We start from the raw sequence: 20390 nt of genomic DNA, 5'->3' as shown, positions 1-20390 counted from the left end.
CACGTGCCAAGGGCACGGCTTGGCAAGAATTTTTCATGATGATCAGGAGATGTGGCGATGCGCTGATTGTCGCCGGCTCCCACGACGGTGACGACAGCCCTTACGCTGGTAACGGTCCGTAGTCCCCGCCGAAACCACGAGGTGCCCCGTGTCCCCTCGCCGAAACCGCCCCCGAGGCGGCGAGAAGTCAGCAGAGCACTCCCCCTGGATGTCCACGGGTGGGGAGCGGACGGAGAGTTGGCAGGGGGAGGAGTGGTTGGTGCGGTCGGTGGTGGGCAGCGCCGCCGGCAAGTACTACCGCTGCCCCGGCTGCGACCAGGAGATCCCGCCCGGCGTCGGCCACCTCGTCGCCTGGCAGAGCTACGCGGGCGTGGACGACCGACGGCACTGGCACCGGGGCTGCTGGAACGCGCGAGACCGCCGGAGCGCGAAGCTCCAGCGGTCTCGTAACGCGCCGCGCTACTGACGCGCGCGGCGACTGCGCGGACGGTCGGCGCCGGGGCGCCGGGACGCGGACGGTCGGCGCCGCGGCCCGGGCGGGGCGTCAGACGTCCCGCTTCTCCAGCACGCTGAACGCGGCGGCCAGGGTCGCGCCCGTGACGACCAGGATGATCAGCAGCGGGTCCCAGCCGGAGGGCCCGGAGTCCACCACCGTGTTGCTGAACATGATGCCGAGCTGGCTGGGCACCGAGTACTCGAACATCGCCTCGCGCACGTCCTCCAGCGCGTCACCGCGCATGAACAGCGCCAGCACCAGCGGCAGCAGCACCACGCCGATCATGATGGTGATCGCGCCCGCGGAGTGCCGCAGCATCGAGCCGACGCTCAGCGCGAGCAGCCCGAGCAGGGCCACGTACAGGCTGACGCCCACCGTCGCCTTGAACCAGGCCCCGCCGTCCGTCTCGCCCGCGCCCGGGTTGCCGCTCAGCATGCTGTCGCCGATGAAGCCGACGACGGCCGTGCAGACGAGCGTCACCACGAAGGTCAGGGCGAAGAAGACGATCGCCTTGGCCGCCAGCACCCGGCTGCGGCTCGGGCACGCGGTCAGGGTGGTGCGGATCATGCCGGTGCTGTACTCCGACGACACGGTCAGCACGCCGAGCGTGATCACGCACAGCACGCCGAGCAGCATCCCGAAGAAACCGAAGGCCAGCGGGGACTCGCCCTCCAGGTCGGTGTCACCGCTGGCGATGCCGACCGCCGTGAGCAGCCCGATGCCGACCACGAGCGCCACCATCACGGTGAGCGTCCACATCGTCGAGCGCACCGACTTGATCTTGGTCCACTCGGAGGCGAGCGCGTGCCCGATGTGGGTGGGCCGGATCGGGATCGGCGAGGTGTAGCCGGCGTGCGCGAAGCCACCGCCCGCCTGCGGCTGGCCGTGCTGCGGCTGGCCCTGCTGCTGCGGCGGCGCCTGGAGCGTCTGGACCTGCTGGTGCGGGGCCGGCTGCTGCTGCGGGGCGGCGGGGGCCGGGTGCGGCTGCTGAGGGGTGGTCATCGGGCGTCCTCGCTGTCGCGCTTGTTCGGGTCGGCGGGGGTGGCGGGCGGCTGCGCCACGGGGGCGGGCTGCTGGTCCGGCAGGGCTCGCAACTGCGTGGTGCGCGGCGAGGCGGCGGCCGGCGCGGGCCCGGCCGGCGGCTGCCCCGGCTGACCGGCGCCCGGCGCGGCGGCGGGCGGCGCGGCGGCGGGCGGCTGTGCCGCGTACGGCGGCTGGCCAGGCGCGTACGGATGGGGCTGGCCCGGCGCGTGCGCGTGGGGCTGGCCCGGCGCGTACGGGTTCGGCTGGCCCGGGGCCGTGCCGGGGGCCTGCGGCGCGGGCTGGCCCCAGCCCTGCGGGGCGCCGGGCGGCAGCGGCTGGCCCGGCGCGACGGCCTGGAGCCCGGCGCGCGGGTCCTGCGTCGAGCGGTAGTCCACGGCGCCCTGCGTCATGCGCATGTACGCCTCCTCCAGCGACGCCCGGTGCGGGGCCAGCTCCCACAGCCGGATGTCGGCCGCGTGCGCGAGGTCGCTGATGCGCGGCAGGGCGAGACCGGTGACGCGCAGCGCGCCGTCCTGCTCGGGCTGCACCTGGCCACCCGCCTCGGTGAGCGTGGCCACCAGCTTCTCGCGCTGCTGCGGGTCGGTGTCGGGTGTGCGCACCCGGGCGAAGTCGGCGGAGTTGGCCGATATGAAGTCGGTGACGCTCATGTCGGCGAGCAACTGGCCACGGCCGATGACGATCAGGTGGTCGGCGGTGAGCGCCATCTCGCTCATCAGGTGGCTGGAGACGAAGACCGTACGGCCCTCGGAGGCGAGCTGCTTCATCAGGTTGCGCACCCACAGGATGCCCTCCGGGTCGAGGCCGTTGACCGGCTCGTCGAAGAGCAGCACCTGCGGGTCGCCGAGCAGCGCCGCCGCGATGCCAAGGCGCTGGCCCATGCCGAGCGAGAAGCCCTTGGACCGCTTCTTGGCCACGTCCTGGAGCCCGACCACGCCGAGCACCTCGTCCACCCGGCGGGCCGGGATGCCGGAGAGCTGGGCCAGGCTCAGCAGGTGCTGGCGCGCGCTGCGGCCACCGTGCACGGCCTTGGCGTCGAGGAGCGCGCCGACCTGGCGCGGCGCGTTCGGCAGCCGGCGGAACGGATAGCCGCCCACCGTCACCTGACCGGCGGTCGGCGTGTCCAGGCCAAGGATCATGCGCATGGTCGTGGACTTGCCCGAGCCGTTGGGGCCCAGGAAGCCGGTGACGGCGCCCGGCCGCACCTGGAAGGTCAGGTTGTGCACGGCCGTCTTGGCGCCGTAGCGCTTTGTCAGGCCGACTGCCTCGATCAAATCTCCGCCCTCGCCGTCGTCGGGGCGTCAGCCACCTGCCGGCTCGCCCCCGTGAGGGTTAGGAGGATAACTGGGAGCTGACGGTTCCATTCCGCCGCGATCGGCGCGCGCCCCGGGCGGCCCGCGCCGAAACATCCGGCCACGTCCGGCCGCGCCGGGTCTCCGCCTCGGCACCGTCCGTCCCCGTTCGGCGTTCACGCCCCGCGACCGATGCCGGGGACGCCCACACCGCGCGCCGACGTCGGAGACGTCGAAGCCGGGGACGCCGACGCCGTGGCCGGGGTCCGGCGTCGCTCAGGCGTCCCGCTTCTTCAGCGCCAGCGCGCCGCCGATCAGCGCCGCGGCGACCCAGGCAGCCATGATCGCGAGTCCGCCCCACGGCCCGTACGGGGCGTCGTCGTCGGTCCGCACCACCTGCATGATCCGCGAACCCGCCTGGTCGGGCAGGTACCGCCCGACCTTCTCGGTGGCCGGGACGTTGCCCAGGATGTTGGAGATCAGGAAGAAGAACGGCATCAGGATGCCGAGCGAGACCATCGGGCTGCGCAGCATCGCGGTGACGCCCATGGCGAACATGGTGATGAGGGTCATGTACAGCGCGCTGCCGATCATCGCCCGCAGCACGCCCGAGTCGCCGATCGACGCCTTGTGCTCGCCGAGCATGGCCTGGCCCGCGTAGAAGCTGGCGAAGCTGATCACCAGGCCGGCCACGAAGGCCAGCAGCGTGGCGACGGTGATCTTGCTGGCCAGGAACGTCATGCGCTGCGGCACCGCCGCCAGCGAGGTGCGGATCATGCCGGTGCTGTACTCGTTGGAGACCACGAGCACGCCGAAGACGATCAGCGCGAGCTGGCCGAGGCCGATGCCGGCGAAGCTGATCAGCGTCGGGTCGAACTCCAGCTTCTCGCGCGGCGACATGTCGCCGTATTCCTTCTTGCTCAGCGCGCTGAGCAGCATGCTCAGCGCCACCGTGACCACCAGCGCCAGCGCGAGGGTCCACCCGGTGGACTGCACCGACCTGATCTTGGTCCATTCGGACCTGAGTACCTGCGTCGCGACCGCCATCGTCAGGAGCCCTTCTTCCGCTGCCAGTCGGCTCCCCAGCCGCCCTGCTGCCTACCCTGTCCGGGCTGGCCCGCCTGCCCCTGCTGCCCGGGCCCGCCCGGCTGGCCCGGCGGCGGCTCCTGGGGCGGATAGGCCCGCGGCGGATACCCACCGCCACCCGGCGGCACGGCACCCGGCGGCACCGCGCCCGGCGCGGCCCCGCCGTACGGAGCGCCCGCGGCCAGCGGGTGCGCCCCCGCCGGCCCCGCGTGCGCGTGGTACTCCACCGACTCGGCCGTGAGCTGCATGAACGCCTCTTCGAGCGAGGCCTGCTGCGGGCTCAGCTCGTGCAGCACCACCTGGTGCCGCGCGGCCAGCTCGCCGAGCTGCGCCGCGTTCGCCCCGTCCACCTCAAGCGCGCCGTCGGGCGCGACCAGCGCCGTGTGCCCCACCGAGGCCAGCGCCTCGCGCATCCGCTCGTGGTCGGGCGTGCGCACCCGCACGTACGAGCGCGAGTTCTGCGCGATGAACTCCGCCATCGAGGTGTCCGCCATCAACTTGCCCTGCCCGATGACCACCAAGTGGTCGGCGGTCAGGGCCATCTCGCTCATCAGGTGGCTGGAGACGAACACCGTACGACCCTGACTGGCCAGGTTCTTCATCAGGTTGCGGATCCAGTGGATGCCCTCGGGGTCGAGCCCGTTGACCGGCTCGTCGAACATCAGGATCTCGGGGTCGCCCAGCAGGGCCCCCGCGATACCGAGCCGCTGGCCCATGCCGAGCGAGAAGCCCTTGGAACGCTTCTTCGCGACCGACGACAGGCCGACGGTGTCGAGCACCTCGCTGACCCGGCTCGTCGGGATGCCGTTGCTCTGCGCCAGACACAGCAGGTGGTTGTACGCGCTGCGCCCGCCGTGCATGGCCTTCGCGTCGAGCAGCGCGCCGATGTGCTTGAGCGGATCGCGCAACTGCCGGTAGTGCTTGCCGTCGATGCGGACGTCCCCGGCCGTCGGGTTGTCCAGGTCGAGCATCATGCGCATGGTCGTGGACTTGCCGGCGCCGTTGGGGCCCAGGAAGCCGGTGACCATCCCGGGGCGCACGGTGAACGTCAACCGGTCCACGGCGAGCTTGTCGCCGTAGCGTTTCGTCAACCCCACAAGCTCGATCATGCAGGCCACGCTAAGGGCCGTGAGGCGTACACGCCACCCCACAGCAAACAGCGCCGCACACCATTTTCCGCGGTGTGCGGCGCCGTTCACGCAAGGGTGCGGACACACCGCTCGCCGGTCACCTGTCGGCTACCGACGACCCACGGCCCCGTGGCCCCAGAGCCACGGTCAGTCGCGGTCGCGGCCACCCACGTCCCCACCGGACGGTGACCGCCGGCGGACCGCTCGCCGCCGGGACGGGCCCGGCCGCGGCTCGTCACACGCCGCGGCCCGGCCGCGGGTCAGCGGCTCTGCTGCGCGGGAACGCCGCGCTGCGCCGAGTCGTCCTCGGGGGCGCCGGCGGCGGCCACGGCCGCGCCGGTGAGCGTGGCCAGCATCTCGCGGACGTTGGTGAGCTGCGCGTTGATGCTGTCGCGGCGGTTGGTGAGGGCCGCCAGCTCACGCTCGGACTCGCTGCGCACGCGGTCGGCCTTGGCGTTCGCGTCGGCCACGATGTCCTCGGCCTGGCGCTGCGCGGTCTCCACCGTCTGCCGGGCCCGCCGCTCCGCGTCCGTGCGCAGCTTCTCCGCCTCCAGGCGAAGCTGCTCGGCGCGGTGCTCGATCTCCGCGAGCCGCTTCTCCGCCTTGGCCTGGCGCGAGGCCAGGTCGCGCTCGGACTGCTCGCGGCGCTTGGCGAGATTGGTCTCGAAGTCGGCGGCGGCCTGCGCGGCCTTGGCGCGGGTCTCCTCGAAGAGGGAGTCCGCCTCCTCGCGCTTGGACTGCGCGTCCTTCTGCGCGTCGGCGCGCAACGTGCTCGCCTCGGACTTCGCCTTCTCGACGATCCGCGCGCCGTCGTCCTCGGCCTTGGCCTTGCGCTCGGCCGCGAACGTCTCCGCGTCGTTGCGCACCTGCTGCGCGGCGGACTCGGCCAGCTCACGGTGCTGCTCGGCGGCCCGGCGGGCCTCCTCGCGCAGGTCCTTCGCCTCCTCCTCGGCGAGGCGGAGGATCTTCTCCACGCGCGCGCCGAGACCCGCGTACGACGGCTCGGAGTCGTTGACCTGAGCCTGCGCGTTCTGCGTCTCGAGGTGGAGTTCCTCGATGCGCTTTTCCAGGGAGGTGATGCGTGCCAGTGCGCTGTCTCGGTCGGCGACGAGCTTGCTGATGCGGTCGTCCACCTGACCGCGGTCGTATCCACGCCGCACGAGCTCGAAGCCGAAGGGGGAGGAAGTGTCGCTCATGGGGTTCCTGTCGAAAGAAGACCGGTGAGGTGATAGGGAGAATCCTAGGGGTGCGGACGGCGTGTCTTCGAGTCATTGCCCGTTTGATCTGGAGAATGACCCCTCATTTGAGTGGCTAGCCGTCAGACTGCTTGCCACTTGAACGAGTTGCGCCCGCGCCCGCCACTGTTTTCGCGCCCCCGTTGTCCTTGCCACTCCCACTGCCCGACGTCGGTGCCTCGAAGGATTCGAGGGCTTCCAACACGTCCTGGACGCGGGAAATCTCCGCGTTGATGTCTTTGCGGCGGCGCACGAGCAACTCGAGTTCCCGCTTGCCGTCCTCAATCATTTTCTTCGCTTCGTCGGCCGCCTCGGCGCGCACCCGTTCGGCGTCGCGATCTGCCGCTGTCTTCTTGGCCTCGGCCTCGCGGATCAATCCGTCGGCCTTCTTCACCGCGGCGATCCGAACCTTGCTCGCCTCGCTGTTCGCGTCCGACAACAGTTGCTTGACCTTCTTCTCGGCCTGCGCGAGTTGTTCCTCGGCGGCCTTGACGAGCTTGTCCGCCCGCTCGCCCGCGGACTTGAGCGCCTCGGAGGACTCCCGGCGAGCCCGGTCGTGGAGCTTCTCGACCTCGCCCTCGACCCGGGTGCGCAACTCCTCCGCCCGCTCCCTTATGGCCGTCGCGTCCCCGCGCGCCTCGGTCAGCATCGTGTTGGCGTCCGTACGCGCCTTCTCCACCCGCTGGTTACCCTCGGCGGTGGCCTCGGCGACGATCCGCTCGGCCTCCTTGCGGGCCACGCCCACCATGGTGTCGGCCTGCTCCTCGGCCGCCGTGGCCGCCCGCAGCGCCTCCTCCTGGGCCCCGGCGATGAGCTGGTCGGCCTGCTCGGCCGCCTCGGCGCGGCGCTTGGCCGCCGCCGCGCGGGCCGTGTCCACCGTACGCTCCGCCTCGACCTGGGCCTTGGCGAGCAGCCGGTCGGACTCCTCCTGCGCCTGCGACTTGATCTTCTCCGCGGCGACCCGGGTCCGGGTGGCGTGCTCCTGCGCCGAGGTGACCGTCGCGGCCGCCTCGGCCCGCAGCTTCTCGGCCTCCTTGGCCGCCCCGGCCACCAGCCGGTCCGCCTGCGCGGCGGCCTCGGTCCGACGCTGACCCGCCGCCTTGCGCACCTCGTCCAGCGTGCGGTCGGCCTCCTGCCGGGCGGCGGCCGCGACCTCCGCCGCCTCCGCGCGCGCCTGCTTGGCCTCGGCCGCCACCTCGGCCCGCAGCCGCTCGGCCTCCTTGGTGGCGTCGGCGACGAGCTTCTCGGCCTCCTTCGTCGCCTCGGTGATGAGCCGGTCGGCCTGCTGGGCGGCGTCCGAGCGCAGCCGGTTGGCGTCCGTACGGGCCTCGGCGCGCGACCGCGCCGCGTCCTGCTCGGCCGCCGCCAGCGCGTCCGCGGCCTCCGTACGCAGCCGCTGGCCCTTGGCGGTCGCGTCGGCCACCATCCGCTCGGCCTCGGACGTGGCCTTGGCGACCAGCGCGTCGGCCTGCTGGGCCGCGGTGCTCCGCAGCCGGTCGGCCTCCTCGCGGGCGTCGGCCCGCATCCGCTCCGACTCGCCGATGGCCTCCGAGACGGTGCGCTCCGCGAGCGCCTTGGCGGCCTCGGACTCCTCGCGCGCCTCCCGGCGCACCCGCGCCGCGTCGCTGGAGGCCCGCTCCCGCTCCGCGTACGCGTCGGCGCGCACCCGGTCCGCCTCGCCCTGCGCCTCGGTACGGGTCCGCTCGGCCGCGTGCTCGGCCGCCGAACGCAGCCCGGCGAGCTCCGCCTCGGTCTGCTCCTGGAGCCCCGCGACGGCGTCCCGTACCTGCTGCGCGGTCTGCTCGGCCGAGGAGACCAGCTCGCTCGCCCGCTGCTCGGCCTCGTCACCAAGGCGCTGCGCCTCGGCCTGGGCCTCGGCCACCCGGTTGCGGGCCGAGGCGAGCAACTCCTCGCTCTGCTCCTGGGCCCGGGTGCGCTCGCGCTCGGCCTCGCCGCGCGCGTCGGCGAGCAACTCCTCGGCCTCCCGGCGCCGCCGGGTCGCCTCCTCCTGGGCCGCCGCCAGCGCCTCGGCCGCCTCGCTGGCCAGCCGCTCGGCGGCGGCCTTGGCCTCCGCGCGCACCCGGTCGGCCTTCTCCTGGGCCTCGCCGCGCAGCCGCTCGGCCTCCGTCGCGGCCTCGCTCCGCAGCCGGACCGCGACCGCCTCGCCCTCCGCGCGGGCGTTGGACGCGTCCGCGGTGGCCTCGTCGCGCAGCCGCTGGGCCGCCGCCTCGGCCTGCTCCTGGAGGGCCCGCAGCCGCTCGGCCGACTCGGCCCGCAGCCGCTCGGTCTCCTCGGTCGTCTCCCGGCGCAGCCGCTCCGCCTCGGCCCGCGCCTCGCGCAGCGCCTCATCGGCGGCGGCGACCCGCTGCTCGGCCTCGGCGTGCAGCCGCGCCCACTCCGCCTCGGCCTCCGCGCGCCGCTCGGCGGTGGCGCGCTCCGCCTCCTCGCGCAACCGCTGGGCCGCCTCGGCCGCCTCGGACCTGATCTTGCCGGCGCCCTCCTCGGCGGCGGCCACCAGGTCCTCGGCCTCGCCGCGGGCGCGCTCAAGCGCCTCCTCGGACTGCTTGCGCAGCGCCGTGGCCCGCTCGATGGCCTCGGTGCGCACCCGCTCGCCCTCGGCGCTCGCGCTGGCCCGGCTCTCGGCGGCGTCCGCCTTGGCCTTGGTGAGCAGCTCCTCGGCGGTCTTGGCCGCCTCCTCGATCTGCTGGAGCGCGTCCCGGCGGGCCTCGCCGCGGATCTTCTCGCCCTCGGTGACCGCGTCGGCCCGCAACTGCTCGGCCTCGCCGCGCAGCCGCCTGGCCTCCTCCTGTAGCTCGACGGTCTTGGCGCGGTACTCCTTGGTGTCGTCCTTGGCCGCGCCCTTGAGCTGCTCGGCCGTGTCGTGCGCCGCCTCACGCAGTTGGTCGGCCTCGCGCTCGGCCTCGGTCCTGATCCGCTCGGCCTCGGCGGCCGCGGCCTTGGTGGCGGCCTTGGCGTCCTCGGCGGCCTTGCTCAGCATCTCCTCGGCGGTACGGGCCGCCTTGGCCAGCTGGGCCGCGGCGTCCTCGGCCGCCTCGGCGCGCGCCTTCTCCTGCGCCTCGGCGACCAGCCGCTCCGCCGTGGCGCGGGCGTCGTCCCGCAGCTGCTCGGCCTCGGCCCGCAGCGCCTCGGCCTCCTTGGTGGCCTCGCCGACCAGCCGGGCGATCTCCGCCTTGGCGGTACGGGTGCGCTGCTCGTTGTCCGACTCGGCGGCCGAAAGCCGGGCCGCCGCCGCCTCCTTGGCCTCGGACAGCAGCTTCTCGGCCTCGCCGCGCGCCTCGCGCAGCGCCGTGTCGGCCTCCTGCATGCGCTGCTCGGCGCCGCGGGTCAACTCGGTGGCCTGCCGGCGGGCCTGCTCGGCCTCGGTGGTGGTGCTGCTGCGGAGCTGCTCGGCGTGGTCGGTGGCCTCCTGGGCCTGCGTGGACGCCGCGGTCAGCAGCCGCTCGGCGTCGGTGCGGGCCCGACGCAGGATCGCTTCGGCTTCCGAGCGGGCGCTCTCCGCCTCCGCGTTCAGCCGCTCCCTGGCCTGTTCCGCCAGCCGCTGGGCCTCGGCGCGCGCGGCGGCCAGCGCCTGGTCGGCCTCGGCCCGCGACTCGTCGAGCAGCCGCCTGGCCTGGGCCTCGGTGCGGGCGCGCAGTTGCTCGGCCCAGGCCACGTTCTCGTTGACGTGCGACTCGACGGTGGCGCGCCGCTCCGCCAACTCCTCGTCCAGGCGCTGACGGCGGGCCACGGCCTCGGCGTGCAGCTCGGCCTCAAGGCGCGACTGCCGCTCGGCCTGCTCCTGGAGCAGCCGCTGGGTCTGCGCGCGCACGTCGCGCAGCTCCCGCTCGGCGTCCGCGCGGAGCTGGTCGGCCTGCGCCTGGGCGTTCCGCAGGAGCTGCTCGGCCTGGTAGCCCAGGTCGGCGCTGTCGTACGCGGGACGGGACGCGATGGTGCGGCGCGCCTCGTGCAGCTTGGCGCGCAGGACTTCGACCTGGTAGCCGAGGTCGTCGGCGTGCTGGACGGCCTTCTCTCGCTCGGTCTTCAGCCGTTCCATCTCGGCTTCGAACTGCGAAAGGTGATCGTCAGGCTCGTAGCGGTCGTAGCCCCGCACTGCGCGGTCCCATCCGTCCCCTGGTCGCGTCGGTGGCCTGCCCCGCCCCGGGTCTCGGGTGGTGCACAGGGCTGGCCCTTCCGAAGAAATGGTGTCAGATCATCGGCGTAGCATGGGCCGAGCCCCCAACCCGCGCCCCGGCCGAGCTTGCACTCTACCGGCCGGGGGAGGGGTGAGTCAGTGTTCGGTCTGCTCGGGGGAGGCGGAGGTCACCAGTTCCGTCAGTACGCCGTGGCAGTCCTTGGGGTGCAGGAAGGTGATCCGCGAGTCCATCGAGCCGCGGCGCGGCTGCTCGTACAGGACCCGCACGCCCTTGTCGCGGATGTCCGCGGCGTCCGCGTCCACGTCGGCGGTGCCGAACGCGATGTGGTGCACGCCCTCGCCGTTCTTGGCCAGCCACTTGCCGACCGCGGAGTCCTCGCGGGTGGGTTCGAGGAGCTGGAGGTAGGAGGCGCCTCCGTCGGACGTCTCGTTGATCTTCAGCATGGCCTCGCGTACCCCCTGCTCCTCGTTGACCTCGGAGTGGAACACCTCGAAGCCGTACGTGGCACGGTAGAACTCGACGGTCTTGTCGAGGTCGAAGCAGGCGATCCCGATGTGGTCGATTCTCGTCAGCATTCCCCCAGTGCACCGTCGGCACGGTCGATTACGCAACGTGCGCGCGATCACATCCTCGCGCCGGTGACCTGTCGCGTACCGCTCAGTACATTGACGGATAACCCTCGTTAACATCCCTGACGCTTCCGAAGGGGCCGCACCATGACTGGAACGACCGGCACTACCTCTGTGATCGTCGCAGGCGCTCGCACGCCCATGGGCCGCCTCCTCGGCTCGCTGCGCACCTTCTCCGGAGCCGACCTGGGCGGCTTCGCCATCAAGGCCGCGCTCGACCGTGCCGGCATCGGCGGTGACCAGGTGCAATACGTGATCATGGGCCAGGTGCTGCAGGCCGGCGCCGGGCAGATTCCGGCCCGCCAGGCGGCCGTCAAGGCGGGCATCCCGATGAGCGTGCCCGCGCTCACCGTCAACAAGGTCTGCCTCTCCGGGCTCGACGCGATCGCGCTCGCCGACCAGCTCATCCGCGCCGGCGAGTTCGACATCATCGTCGCCGGCGGCCAGGAGTCGATGACCAACGCCCCGCACCTGCTGCCGAAGTCCCGCGAGGGATTCAAGTACGGCGCCGTTCAGATGCTGGACGCCATGGCGCACGACGGGCTCACCGACCCCTTCGACGACATCGCGATGGGCGCCTCCACCGAGCGCCACAACACGCGCCTGGGCATCGGCCGCCCCGAGCAGGACGAGATCGCCGCCCGCTCCCACCAGCGGGCCGCCGCCGCGCAGAAGAACGGCCTGTTCGAGGCCGAGATCACGCCGGTGGAGATCCCGCAGCGCAAGGGCGAGCCGGTGGTCTTCAGCCAGGACGAGGGCATCCGCGCGGACACCACCGTCGAGGGCCTGGCCAAGCTGCGCCCGGCGTTCGACAAGTCCGGCACCATCACCGCCGGCAGCTCCTCGCAGATCTCCGACGGGGCCGCGGCCGTCGTCGTGATGAGCCGGGCCAAGGCCGAGGAGTTGGGCCTGGAGTGGATCGCCGAGATCGGCGCGCACGGCAACGTCGCGGGGCCGGACAACTCGCTCCAGTCGCAGCCCTCGAACGCCATCAACCACGCCCTGGGCAAGGAGGGCCTGACCGTCTCCGACCTCGACCTGATCGAGATCAACGAGGCGTTCGCCTCCGTCGCCTTCCAGTCAATGAAGGACCTCGGGGTTTCGGCGGAAAAGGTGAACGTCAACGGTGGCGCGATCGCCCTCGGCCACCCCATCGGCATGTCCGGCGCCCGCCTGGTGCTGCACCTGGCCCTCGAACTCAAGCGGCGCGGTGGCGGCGTGGGCGCGGCGGCGCTGTGTGGCGGCGGCGGCCAGGGCGACGCCCTGATCGTGCGGGTGCCCAAGAAGTAGCGGGCGGCCCCCGCTCGCACCCCGCTCCGCCGGGCCGGCCCGTACCAGCGAGCCGGCCCAGTCCGTACACGCGACAAGGAGAACGGCACGATGGTGGACGTCCCCGACCTGGTGGAACAGGCGAGGCAGGGCAGGCCGCGCGCGGTGGCCCGGCTGATCTCGCTGGTGGAGGGGGCGTCCCCGCAACTGCGCGCGGTGATGGCGGCGCTCGCCCCGCTGACCGGGAACGCCTACGTCGTGGGCCTGACCGGCTCGCCCGGCGTCGGCAAGTCCACCTCGACCTCGGCGCTGATCACCGCGTACCGGAAGATCGGCAAGCGGGTCGGCGTGTTGGCCGTCGACCCGTCGTCGCCGTTCTCCGGCGGCGCGCTGCTCGGCGACCGGGTGCGGATGAGCGACCACGCCTCCGACCCCGGTGTCTACATCCGCTCCATGGCTACCCGCGGCCACCTCGGCGGCCTGGCCTGGTCGGCGCCGCAGGCGATCCGCGTGCTCGACGCCGCGGGCTGCGAGGTGATCCTCGTGGAGACCGTGGGCGTCGGGCAGTCCGAGGTGGAGATCGCCTCGCAGGCCGACACCAGCGTGGTGCTCCTCGCGCCCGGCATGGGCGACGGCATCCAGGCGGCGAAGGCCGGCATCCTGGAGATCGGCGACGTGTACGTGGTCAACAAGGCCGACCGTGAGGGCGCCGACGCCACCGTGCGCGAGCTGAACCACATGCTCGGCCTGGGCGAGGCGCGCGCGGCCGGCGACTGGCGGCCTCCCATCGTGAAGACGGTGGCGGTGCGCGCCGAGGGCGTGGACGAGGTCGTGGAGGCGCTGGAGAAGCACCGCGCGTGGATGGAGGAGCGCGGCATCCTCGCCGAGCGCAGGAGTCGGCGCGCGGCCCGCGAGGTCGAGACGATCGCGGTCACGGCGCTGCGCGAGCGGATCGGCGACCTGCGCGGCGACCGCCGGCTGAGCGCCTTGGCCGACCGCATCGTGCGCGGCGAACTGGACCCGTACGCGGCGGCGGATGAACTGGTCGCGGGCCTGACCCAGGGCTGAGGTGGGGGCCGGCGTGCGGGCCGCCGGACGGTGGTCCCGCACGCCGGCTCTACGGGCTGTCGCCGGGGCCCGCCGAGGCCGTCGCGGGGCGGCGGGCACCCCGCGCGGCCCCTCTTGAAGCGCACGCTCGCACGGGGGGCGTACGCCCGCACGAGAGCGCCGGCCCAGGGCCCCGCCCCGGGGGTACGGGCGGGGACCTGGGGGTCCTGAACGGCCATCAAGGATGGCCCTTGGGTGGCGGGTTGCCGGCGCGGGCGGGGCGTGCGCCGGGCGGCGGCGCGCCCGCGGGGCGACCGTCAGTCGTCGGAGTCGTCGGGGCCGTCGCGGTCGTCGGAGTCGTCGCGGTCCTGGTGCGTCACCTTGCCGGTGTCGCCGTCCAGCGTCAGCTCGTACCAGTGGCCGTCCGAGCCGAGGATGTCCACGTCCCACAGCGCGCGGGCGCCGTCGTCCGCGTCGAGCTCGGCCGCGACCACGGTGCCGGGCCTGGCCTTCAGCGCGGCGTCCACGGCCTCCCGCGCGGTGACCTTCGCCCCTCGCAGCGCCCGCTCCTCGGCGGCGTCCTCCCGGTCGTCCCGGTCATCGTTGTCGTCCCGTACGTCCTGTGTATCCCGCGCGTCCCGGTCGTCGCTCGCGTCGTCGGTGCCGCCCTGGGCCCGGCCCGTGTCGTCCTGGTCCGCGTCGTCCCGGTCAGCGGCCTGGGCCCGGGTCGGGCTGGCGGGCGCGTCGTCGCCGTCGTGGGTCAGGGCCACCGCCGACGCGGTGCCGCCGCCGATCAGGACCGCCGCGGCGGCGGTAGCGATGACGAGGTTGCGCTTCATGAGGGTTCCTCCCGGATGGTGCTCGGCCGGTCGTTGACATCACCCACACTGGCGCGGCGATGCTGAACGGAAGCTGAAGGCGGCTGAAGGTCTCTTCAGGTTCCGTTTGCGAGGCTGTGCGCATGCGCCTGTTGATCGTGGAGGACGAGAAGCGGCTCGCCCTGTCGCTGGCCCGAGGGCTGACCGCGGAGGGCTTCGCCGTGGACGTGGTGCACGACGGGACCGATGGGCTGCACCGGGCCGGCGAGGGCACGTACGACCTGGTCGTGCTGGACATCATGCTGCCCGGCATGAACGGCTACGCGGTCTGCGCCGCGCTGCGCGCCGCCGGCAACGAGGTGCCGATCCTCATGCTGACCGCCAAGGACGGCGAGTACGACGAGGCCGAGGGCCTGGACACCGGCGCCGACGACTACCTGACCAAGCCGTTCTCGTACGTCGTGCTGCTCGCCCGGGTGCGGGCGCTGTTGCGCCGGCGCGGCACCGGAGCGGCCCCGGTGCTGCGGGTGGGGGAGCTGGCGGTGGACCGGGCCGCGCACCGGGTGCGGCGCGCGGACGTCGAGGTCGCGCTGACCGCCCGGGAGTTCGCGGTCCTCGAGCAACTGGCCGTGCGCGCGGGCGAGGTGGTCTCCAAGGCGGACATCCTGGAGCACGTGTGGGACTTCGCGTACGAGGGCGACCCGAACATCGTCGAGGTCTACGTCAGCGCGCTGCGCCGCAAGCTGGGCCCCGGGCTGATCGAGACCGTACGCGGTGCCGGCTACCGGCTGGTGGACCGTGGCTAGGGGCGTGCGCGGGGCGCTCGGGTCGGTCAGGGCGCGCGCCACCGTCGGCGCCAGCGTGGTGGTCGCGGTGGCCCTGGTGCTGGCCGGCGTCGTCGTGCTCGGCCTGCTCCGGGACAACCTGCGGGAGCAGACCACCCTGCAGGCGGACGTGCGGGCCCGGGAGGTCGCGGCCCGGCTGGCCGCCGGCGCCCGCCTCGAACTGGACGACGACCCGCCGGTGCAGGTGGTGGACGAGGACGGGCGGGTACGGGCCGTGAGCGAGGACCTCACGCGGATCACCGGCACCGGTCACGCCGGCGTGCGCGCCGTCGCCCCGCCCGAGCGCCCGACCCCCACCGCGCGGCCCACCCCCAGCCGCACCCCCGAGCGCGACGACGACCCCGACGAGCGGGACGGCCAGGACGGGCGGGAGTCCCCGGAGGAGGGCGAGGGCCGTACGGGGGCCGACGAGGACAGCGACCCCGAGGACGACGCGGCCCGGGAGGCCGCCGACGAGGCCGCCGAGGACGCGGCGGAGGAGGCGGCCGAGGCCATCGAGCGCGGCGAGAGCCCACGCCAGGTGCTGCCCGGACAGGGCGAGATCCACGACGGGGCCACCCACCACGAGGGCTTCGCCACGGTGGACGGGGAGCGGCGGGAGTACCGGTTCGCCGCCGTCCGCGTGACGACCCCGCTGGACGAGTCCCTGACCGTCTACGCCGGCGCCCCGCTGGCCACGGAGCGGGACGCGGTGGGCACCGTGCGCCGCGCGATGCTGATCGGGCTGCCGGTGCTGCTCGCCGTCGTCGCGGCGGTGACATGGCTGGTCACCCGGCGCGCGCTGCGCCCGGTGGAGGGCATCCGGCGCGAGATGGCGGCCATCACCGCGAGCGCCGACCTGTCCCGACGGGTGCCCGAGCCGCAGGCCAGGGACGAGGTGGCGCGCCTGGCGGTGACCACCAACGAGACGCTGGCCGCGCTGGAGGGCTCGGTCGAGCGGCAGCGCCGCTTCGTCGCGGACGCCTCGCACGAACTGCGCAGCCCCATCGCCAGCCTGCGCACCCAGCTCGAGGTGGGCGTGGCTCATCCGGAACTGCTGGACGCCGAGGGCGCGGTCGCCGACGTGGTGCGGCTCCAGCACCTGGCGGCCGACCTGCTGCTGCTGGCCCGCCTTGACGCGGGGGAGCGGCCGGTGCGCGGCCGGGTGCCGCTGGCGGAACTGGTGCGCGACGAGGTGGCGCAGCGGGTGGGCGACCGGGTCGCCGTACGCGCCGACGAGTTGGCCGACATCGACGTCAGCGGCTCACGCGGGCAACTCGCCCGGGTCCTGGGCAACCTGCTGGACAACGCCCAGCGGCACGCGGAGCGCGCGGTCGAGGTGTCGGTGCGGCGGGAGCACGACGCCCGGGGTCCGTGGGCGGTGCTGGCCGTCGCCGACGACGGGGCCGGCGTGCCGGAGGCCGAGCGGGAGCGGATCTTCGAGCGTTTCGTACGGCTTGACGACGCGCGCAGCCGCGACGACGGCGGCGCCGGGCTCGGCCTCGCGATCGCGCGCTATGTGGTGGCGCGGCACGGCGGCACCCTGACGGTGCGCGAGGCCGAGGCGGGCGGCGCCTGCTTCGAGGTGCGGCTGCCCGGCGCGGGGCCGGCCGGCGCGCCGGGCGCGCGGGGGGCCGGTGGCGCGGGCCGAGCGCCGGGCCGGTAACGTCCACACCGTGTAGTGACGGTTGACACGCCTCGATGCCCCGGCGCCGTACGAGCCCTGCTCCGGCGCCCGCTCGACGTGTCCGCGGTGCCGCGAGGAGCGCCCGCCCTTCCGCGCCCCCTCGCGCCCCCGCGCACCCCCTCGCCCCTCCACTCGCCTTCGCGCCCGTCGGCGCCTCGACGATCGGACGACCATGACCGACGCCCCGCTCCCCGACCACGACGCCCGCGACACCGCTGATCACGGCGGCCCCGGCCGCGACGCTTCTGCCAATCACGCTCCTGGCGACCACACCCCTGACAACCACGCCCCCGACCACGGCGCCCCCGGCCTCGACGCCACCGACCGTGCCTTCCTCGACCATGTCGCCGACCGGCTCGCGGCCCTGCCGGCCGTGCGGGCCGTCACCCTGGGCGGCTCGCGCGCCGACGGCTCGCACACCCCGGACAGCGACTGGGACCTGGCCGTGTACTACCGCGGCGGCTTCGATCCGGCCGACCTGCGCGCCGTCGGCTGGCCCGGCGAGGTGTCGGGGATCGGCGACTGGGGTGGCGGCGTCTTCAACGGCGGCGCCTGGCTCACCGTGGACGGGCGCCGGGTGGACGTCCACTACCGGGACCTGGGCGCCGTCGAGCACGAGGTGGCCGAGGCCCGCCAGGGACGGTTCCGCTGGGAGCCGCTGATGTTCCACCTCGCGGGCATCCCCAGCTACCTGGTGGTCGCCGAACTCGCCCGCAACCGGGTGCTGCGCGGCACCCTGCCCCGCCCCGCCTACCCGGCGGCGCTGCGCGCCGCGGCCCCGCCCATCTGGCGCGAGCGGGCCACCCACACGCTGGCGTACGCCGAGGCCGCGTACGCCCGGCGGGGTCAGCTCACCGAGGTGGCCGGGGCCCTGGCGACCGCCGCCGCGTACACCGCGCACGCGGTGCTCGCCGCCCGGGGCGAGTGGATCACCAACGAGAAGCGGCTGCTCCAGCGGGCGGGGCTGCGGCCGGTCGACGCGCTGGTGGCCGGGTTGGACCCGGAGCCGGCGGCGCTGGGCCGGGCGGTCGGGCGGGCGCGGGAGCTGTTCGAGGCGGCCCGCTGAGGGCTGTTCGCCCGCTGGGCGGGGTCCCGTCGGGCGAGGCCGCCCGACGGGACCGACCGCGAGCCCTAGCCGATCTTGCGTCGGGTGCGCAGGTGCTCCGCGACGGGCGCGAGCGAACCGTAGAGCGCGTCGATCCCGCTGGCACCGAGCAGGTCGATGAAGTGCTGCCGCACCGAGGCCACGTGGTGCGGGGCGACCTCGCGCATCGTCTCCCAGCCGCGGTCGGTGAGGACCGCGTACAGTCCGCGCCGGTCCGACTCGCAGTTCTCGCGGCGGACCAGGCCCGCGTTCTCCATCCGGGTGATCTGGTGGGAGAGGCGGCTCTTGGACTGGAGGGTGGCGGCGGCGAGGTCGCTCATCCGCATCCGGTGGTCCTCGGACTCCGAGAGGTTCACCAGGATCTCGTAGTCGTTGTTCGTCAGGCCGAACGGTTGCAGATCCCGTTCGAGCTGGTGCATGAGCAGACGGCTGACGTCCAGGTGGGCGCGCCAGGCGCGCTGTTCCTCGTCGTTGAGCCAGTTGGTGCCGGTCTCGGTCTCCATGTGATTGATTCTACCTAAAGAAGTTGAATTCTGAACCAATGGATGTATGCGGCTGCTTGAGGTCACGCGTTCGACGTTACACTCCGCAGGCTACCGATCACGAACCGGTACCCCCGCCTGGTCGGGGGAGGCGCCGGTGGCGATCTCGGCCATGAGTTGCTCCGTTGACTGCAGGAGCACGGTGCCCGCTCCCACGAACTCAAACTGGTGCTCCTCGCCGGAGGTTCCGCCGAATCCGGTATGCGCCCGCACACCACCGAGGAAGCCCCGTAGGTACTGGTGGTCGTAGTGGTGGCAGGGCGAGGGGCAGTCGGCCCAGCCCACCAGGGCCTGCGGGTCCACGCGCAGCGGCGGCTCCATGAAGACCACGGGCCCGTTGGACGCCGCGACGAACGTGCCGGTGCCGATCAGCGTCAGGAAACCGGGCACGATCGACTGCTTCAGCGACAGGGACGGCTGGAAGGCGAGCAGGTTGCCGGACCGGATCGTCAGGTTCCCGTCGTCGAGGTCGTACGAGTTGACGTCGAAGGCCCGGTCGGCGAGGACCATCTTCCCGCGCCCCTCGGCCACCACCCAGTCGGCGGCGTGCAGGGGGGAGTGGAAGCTGCGGGCGATGAGCCGGTCGAGCCGGCCGAGGCCCACGCCGTGGAAGTCGATGTCGCCGTAGTACGCGATCATCTTGCCCCGCTGGAGGAACCACTGGCCGTCGAGCGCCACGCTGAAGGCGTACGCGTTGACGTTGTCGCTGGCCGGCAGCGAGTGCGCGTCGAAGACGACAGGACCGGTCACAGTTTCTCCTCGGACGCCTGGACGTACACCGTGCCGGTGCCTGACAGGGCGAGCTGGAACCCCTCGCCCGAACCGCGGCCGACCAGCTCCCGCCAGCCGATCGCGGTGGTGAGCTTGTTGCGGACCTTGCCGCGGTGGGCGACGTACGCCTGCGGGTCCACGTGGACCTCGCGGCCCGGGCTGATCGGCAGCTCGACGACCCCGCCGTGCGCCATCACCGCCACCGAGCCGTGCCCCTCCAGGGTCGTGGTGAACAGGCCCTGCCCGGAGACCTGGCCGCGCACCATGCCCATCACGCCGCCCTGCGCGCCCATGAACATCGTGCCCTGGCGCAGCGTGCCGTCGAAGGCGAGCAGCCGGTCGGCCTCCACGTACAGCGTGTCCCCGCTCAGGTCGACCACCTGCACGTGGTGGCCGCCGTGCCCGAAGAGCACCGTGCCACTGCCCTCCACCGTCATCAGCGGCGTCGCCTCGTTCGCCACCCGGCGCCCGATCATCGACATCACGCCGCCCTGGCCGCCGGTGATGCTCGGCGTGAACGCGACCTCGCCCCGGTAGGCGAGCATCGCCCCGCGCTGGCTGAACATCGTCTGCCCGGGTGCGATCGCGGCCTCCACGATCCGCGAGTTGACCATCGTGAACGGCATCAGACCTCACCGCCGACCGTGTCGCGCTCGCTGGGCTGTACGTACACCAGGCCCTCGCCCTCGAAGCGGATCTGGAACGCCTCCCCGGAACCCTCGCCTATCAACGTCCGGAAGTTGACGCCCGACTGGAAGTGCTGCTGGAGGCGGCCGGTGTGCGCGACGTAGGCGCCCGGGTCCACCCGCAGCGGGTACTCGGGCGTCACGCGCAGCACGACCGCCTCGCCGGCCGAGACGAGCGCGGCCTGCCCGCTGCCCTCCACGGTCGTGGTGAACAGGCCGTTGCCCTGGGAGGCGCCGCGCAGCCCGGTGAACGTGGTGCCGGTGCGCAGGGCGCCGTCCACGCACAGCAGGTTGCTCGCCTCGACGTACAGCTTCTCGCCGTGCAGCGTGACCAGGTTGACCTCGCTGGCCCGGTCGGCGAAGTAGCAGGTGCCGTGCCCCTTGACCTCCATGACCTCCATCTGTTCGCCGGTGAGCCGCCGGGTGACCATCCCCCGCAGGCCCTCCCCGCCGCCGGTCTTCTTCTTGAAGGTCATCTCGCCGTCGTACGCCACCATCGAGCCCTTCTTGGCCTTGACGGTGTCACCGGTCAGGTCGACGGCGAGGACCTTGCTCCCGTGGAGCCGAAAGTGAGCCAC

The 20390-nt window shown here is 73.5% G+C and carries 18 protein-coding genes; 6 read left to right on the top strand and 12 right to left on the bottom strand.

The genetic code is table 11. The annotated features are described in order from the left end of the window. Positions 1-148 precede the first annotated feature (148 nt). Complete coding sequence (locus OYE22_RS08815) at positions 149-466, top strand: ATP/GTP-binding protein (RefSeq protein ID WP_187062118.1); 318 nt, start codon at positions 149-151, stop codon at positions 464-466. Positions 467-544: 78 nt separating this feature from the next. On the opposite strand, the gene OYE22_RS08810 is transcribed toward OYE22_RS08815, so the two are convergent. The 7 genes from OYE22_RS08810 to mce form a co-directional block, all read right to left on the bottom strand. Next, positions 545-1498 carry an ABC transporter permease gene (locus OYE22_RS08810; protein ID WP_277319887.1) on the bottom strand — a complete coding sequence of 318 codons (954 nt, stop codon included), beginning with the start codon at positions 1496-1498 and terminating at the stop codon, positions 545-547. Continuing rightward, positions 1495-2811 carry an ATP-binding cassette domain-containing protein gene (locus OYE22_RS08805; protein ID WP_277319886.1) on the bottom strand — a complete coding sequence of 439 codons (1317 nt, stop codon included), beginning with the start codon at positions 2809-2811 and terminating at the stop codon, positions 1495-1497. Before OYE22_RS08805 ends, OYE22_RS08810 begins: the two co-directional genes overlap by 4 nt. Positions 2812-3105: 294 nt before the next feature. Continuing rightward, a complete protein-coding gene (locus OYE22_RS08800) occupies positions 3106-3876 on the bottom strand; it encodes an ABC transporter permease (protein WP_277319885.1) in 771 nt (256 codons plus the stop codon). A gap of 2 nt (positions 3877-3878) precedes the next feature. Beyond that, complete coding sequence (locus tag OYE22_RS08795; protein ID WP_277319884.1) at positions 3879-5024, bottom strand: ATP-binding cassette domain-containing protein; 1146 nt, start codon at positions 5022-5024, stop codon at positions 3879-3881. Positions 5025-5305: 281 nt separating this feature from the next. Beyond that, a complete protein-coding gene (locus OYE22_RS08790) occupies positions 5306-6241 on the bottom strand; it encodes a cellulose-binding protein (RefSeq protein WP_277319883.1) in 936 nt (311 codons plus the stop codon). 115 nt (positions 6242-6356) lie between these two features. Beyond that, positions 6357-10334 (bottom strand): polarized growth protein Scy, encoded by a 3978-nt coding sequence (gene scy / locus OYE22_RS08785; RefSeq protein WP_277319882.1) that lies wholly within the window; start codon positions 10332-10334, stop codon positions 6357-6359. A 234-nt stretch (positions 10335-10568) separates the two neighbouring features. After that, positions 10569-11009 carry a methylmalonyl-CoA epimerase gene (gene mce, locus OYE22_RS08780; RefSeq protein WP_176164185.1) on the bottom strand — a complete coding sequence of 147 codons (441 nt, stop codon included), beginning with the start codon at positions 11007-11009 and terminating at the stop codon, positions 10569-10571. Between the two features lie 141 nt (positions 11010-11150). Here mce and OYE22_RS08775 point away from each other — a divergent pair, with 141 nt between their 5' ends. After that, positions 11151-12353 (top strand): acetyl-CoA C-acetyltransferase, encoded by a 1203-nt coding sequence (locus OYE22_RS08775; protein ID WP_277319881.1) that lies wholly within the window; start codon positions 11151-11153, stop codon positions 12351-12353. Positions 12354-12443: 90 nt separating this feature from the next. Beyond that, on the top strand, positions 12444-13400 hold the full coding sequence (meaB, locus tag OYE22_RS08770; RefSeq protein ID WP_277319880.1) for a methylmalonyl Co-A mutase-associated GTPase MeaB: 957 nt from the start codon (positions 12444-12446) through the stop codon (positions 13398-13400). Positions 13401-13696: 296 nt separating this feature from the next. Here meaB and OYE22_RS08765 read toward each other — a convergent pair whose 3' ends face one another. Then, positions 13697-14218: a PepSY domain-containing protein gene (locus tag OYE22_RS08765; RefSeq protein WP_277319879.1), complete on the bottom strand. Its 522-nt coding sequence runs from the start codon at positions 14216-14218 to the stop codon at positions 13697-13699. Between the two features lie 122 nt (positions 14219-14340). Between OYE22_RS08765 and OYE22_RS08760 the strand changes: the two genes are divergently transcribed. The 3 genes from OYE22_RS08760 to OYE22_RS08750 all read left to right on the top strand — a co-directional run bounded on the left by OYE22_RS08760 (position 14341) and on the right by OYE22_RS08750 (position 17774). Then, the gene (locus tag OYE22_RS08760) at positions 14341-15003 is read left to right on the top strand and encodes a response regulator transcription factor (protein ID WP_277319878.1); all 663 of its coding nucleotides are present in this window, start codon (positions 14341-14343) and stop codon (positions 15001-15003) included. Further along, the gene (locus tag OYE22_RS08755) at positions 14996-16687 is read left to right on the top strand and encodes a HAMP domain-containing sensor histidine kinase (protein WP_277319877.1); all 1692 of its coding nucleotides are present in this window, start codon (positions 14996-14998) and stop codon (positions 16685-16687) included. The genes OYE22_RS08760 and OYE22_RS08755 overlap by 8 nt, the downstream gene beginning before the upstream one ends. 193 nt (positions 16688-16880) lie before the next feature. Further along, positions 16881-17774 (top strand): nucleotidyltransferase domain-containing protein, encoded by an 894-nt coding sequence (locus OYE22_RS08750; RefSeq protein ID WP_277319876.1) that lies wholly within the window; start codon positions 16881-16883, stop codon positions 17772-17774. A gap of 65 nt (positions 17775-17839) precedes the next feature. Here the strand turns inward: OYE22_RS08750 and OYE22_RS08745 are convergent, their stop codons facing one another. The 4 genes from OYE22_RS08745 to OYE22_RS08730 all read right to left on the bottom strand — a co-directional run bounded on the left by OYE22_RS08745 (position 17840) and on the right by OYE22_RS08730 (position 20390). Continuing rightward, a complete protein-coding gene (locus OYE22_RS08745) occupies positions 17840-18316 on the bottom strand; it encodes a MarR family transcriptional regulator (protein WP_176164191.1) in 477 nt (158 codons plus the stop codon). A 90-nt stretch (positions 18317-18406) separates the two neighbouring features. Then, entirely contained in the window at positions 18407-19105 is a 699-nt protein-coding gene (locus OYE22_RS08740; protein ID WP_277319875.1) for an AIM24 family protein, read from the bottom strand. Next, the gene (locus tag OYE22_RS08735) at positions 19102-19752 is read right to left on the bottom strand and encodes an AIM24 family protein (RefSeq protein WP_277319874.1); all 651 of its coding nucleotides are present in this window, start codon (positions 19750-19752) and stop codon (positions 19102-19104) included. The genes OYE22_RS08740 and OYE22_RS08735 overlap by 4 nt, the downstream gene beginning before the upstream one ends. Beyond that, complete coding sequence (locus tag OYE22_RS08730) at positions 19752-20390, bottom strand: AIM24 family protein (RefSeq protein WP_277319873.1); 639 nt, start codon at positions 20388-20390, stop codon at positions 19752-19754. The genes OYE22_RS08735 and OYE22_RS08730 overlap by 1 nt, the downstream gene beginning before the upstream one ends.

The organism is Streptomyces sp. 71268, assembly GCF_029392895.1.
Taxonomy (GTDB): Bacteria; Actinomycetota; Actinomycetes; order Streptomycetales; family Streptomycetaceae; genus Streptomyces.
This window is presented reverse-complemented; position numbering and strand designations above follow the sequence as displayed.

Excerpts from the sequence above, each read along its gene's own strand:
- OYE22_RS08735 (WP_277319874.1), bottom strand. The coding sequence starts at position 19,752 with ATGCCGTTCACGATGGTCAACTCGCGGATCGTGGAGGCCGCGATCGCA.
- OYE22_RS08760 (WP_277319878.1), top strand. The coding sequence starts at position 14,341 with ATGCGCCTGTTGATCGTGGAGGACGAGAAGCGGCTCGCCCTGTCGCTG.
- meaB (WP_277319880.1), top strand. The coding sequence starts at position 12,444 with ATGGTGGACGTCCCCGACCTGGTGGAACAGGCGAGGCAGGGCAGGCCG.
- mce (WP_176164185.1), bottom strand. The coding sequence starts at position 11,009 with ATGCTGACGAGAATCGACCACATCGGGATCGCCTGCTTCGACCTCGAC.
- OYE22_RS08750 (WP_277319876.1), top strand. The coding sequence starts at position 16,881 with ATGACCGACGCCCCGCTCCCCGACCACGACGCCCGCGACACCGCTGAT.
- OYE22_RS08775 (WP_277319881.1), top strand. The coding sequence starts at position 11,151 with ATGACTGGAACGACCGGCACTACCTCTGTGATCGTCGCAGGCGCTCGC.
- OYE22_RS08790 (WP_277319883.1), bottom strand. The coding sequence starts at position 6,241 with ATGAGCGACACTTCCTCCCCCTTCGGCTTCGAGCTCGTGCGGCGTGGA.
- OYE22_RS08765 (WP_277319879.1), bottom strand. The coding sequence starts at position 14,218 with ATGAAGCGCAACCTCGTCATCGCTACCGCCGCCGCGGCGGTCCTGATC.
- OYE22_RS08795 (WP_277319884.1), bottom strand. The coding sequence starts at position 5,024 with ATGATCGAGCTTGTGGGGTTGACGAAACGCTACGGCGACAAGCTCGCC.
- OYE22_RS08810 (WP_277319887.1), bottom strand. The coding sequence starts at position 1,498 with ATGACCACCCCTCAGCAGCCGCACCCGGCCCCCGCCGCCCCGCAGCAG.
- OYE22_RS08745 (WP_176164191.1), bottom strand. The coding sequence starts at position 18,316 with ATGGAGACCGAGACCGGCACCAACTGGCTCAACGACGAGGAACAGCGC.
- OYE22_RS08800 (WP_277319885.1), bottom strand. The coding sequence starts at position 3,876 with ATGGCGGTCGCGACGCAGGTACTCAGGTCCGAATGGACCAAGATCAGG.
- scy (WP_277319882.1), bottom strand. The coding sequence starts at position 10,334 with ATGGAACGGCTGAAGACCGAGCGAGAGAAGGCCGTCCAGCACGCCGAC.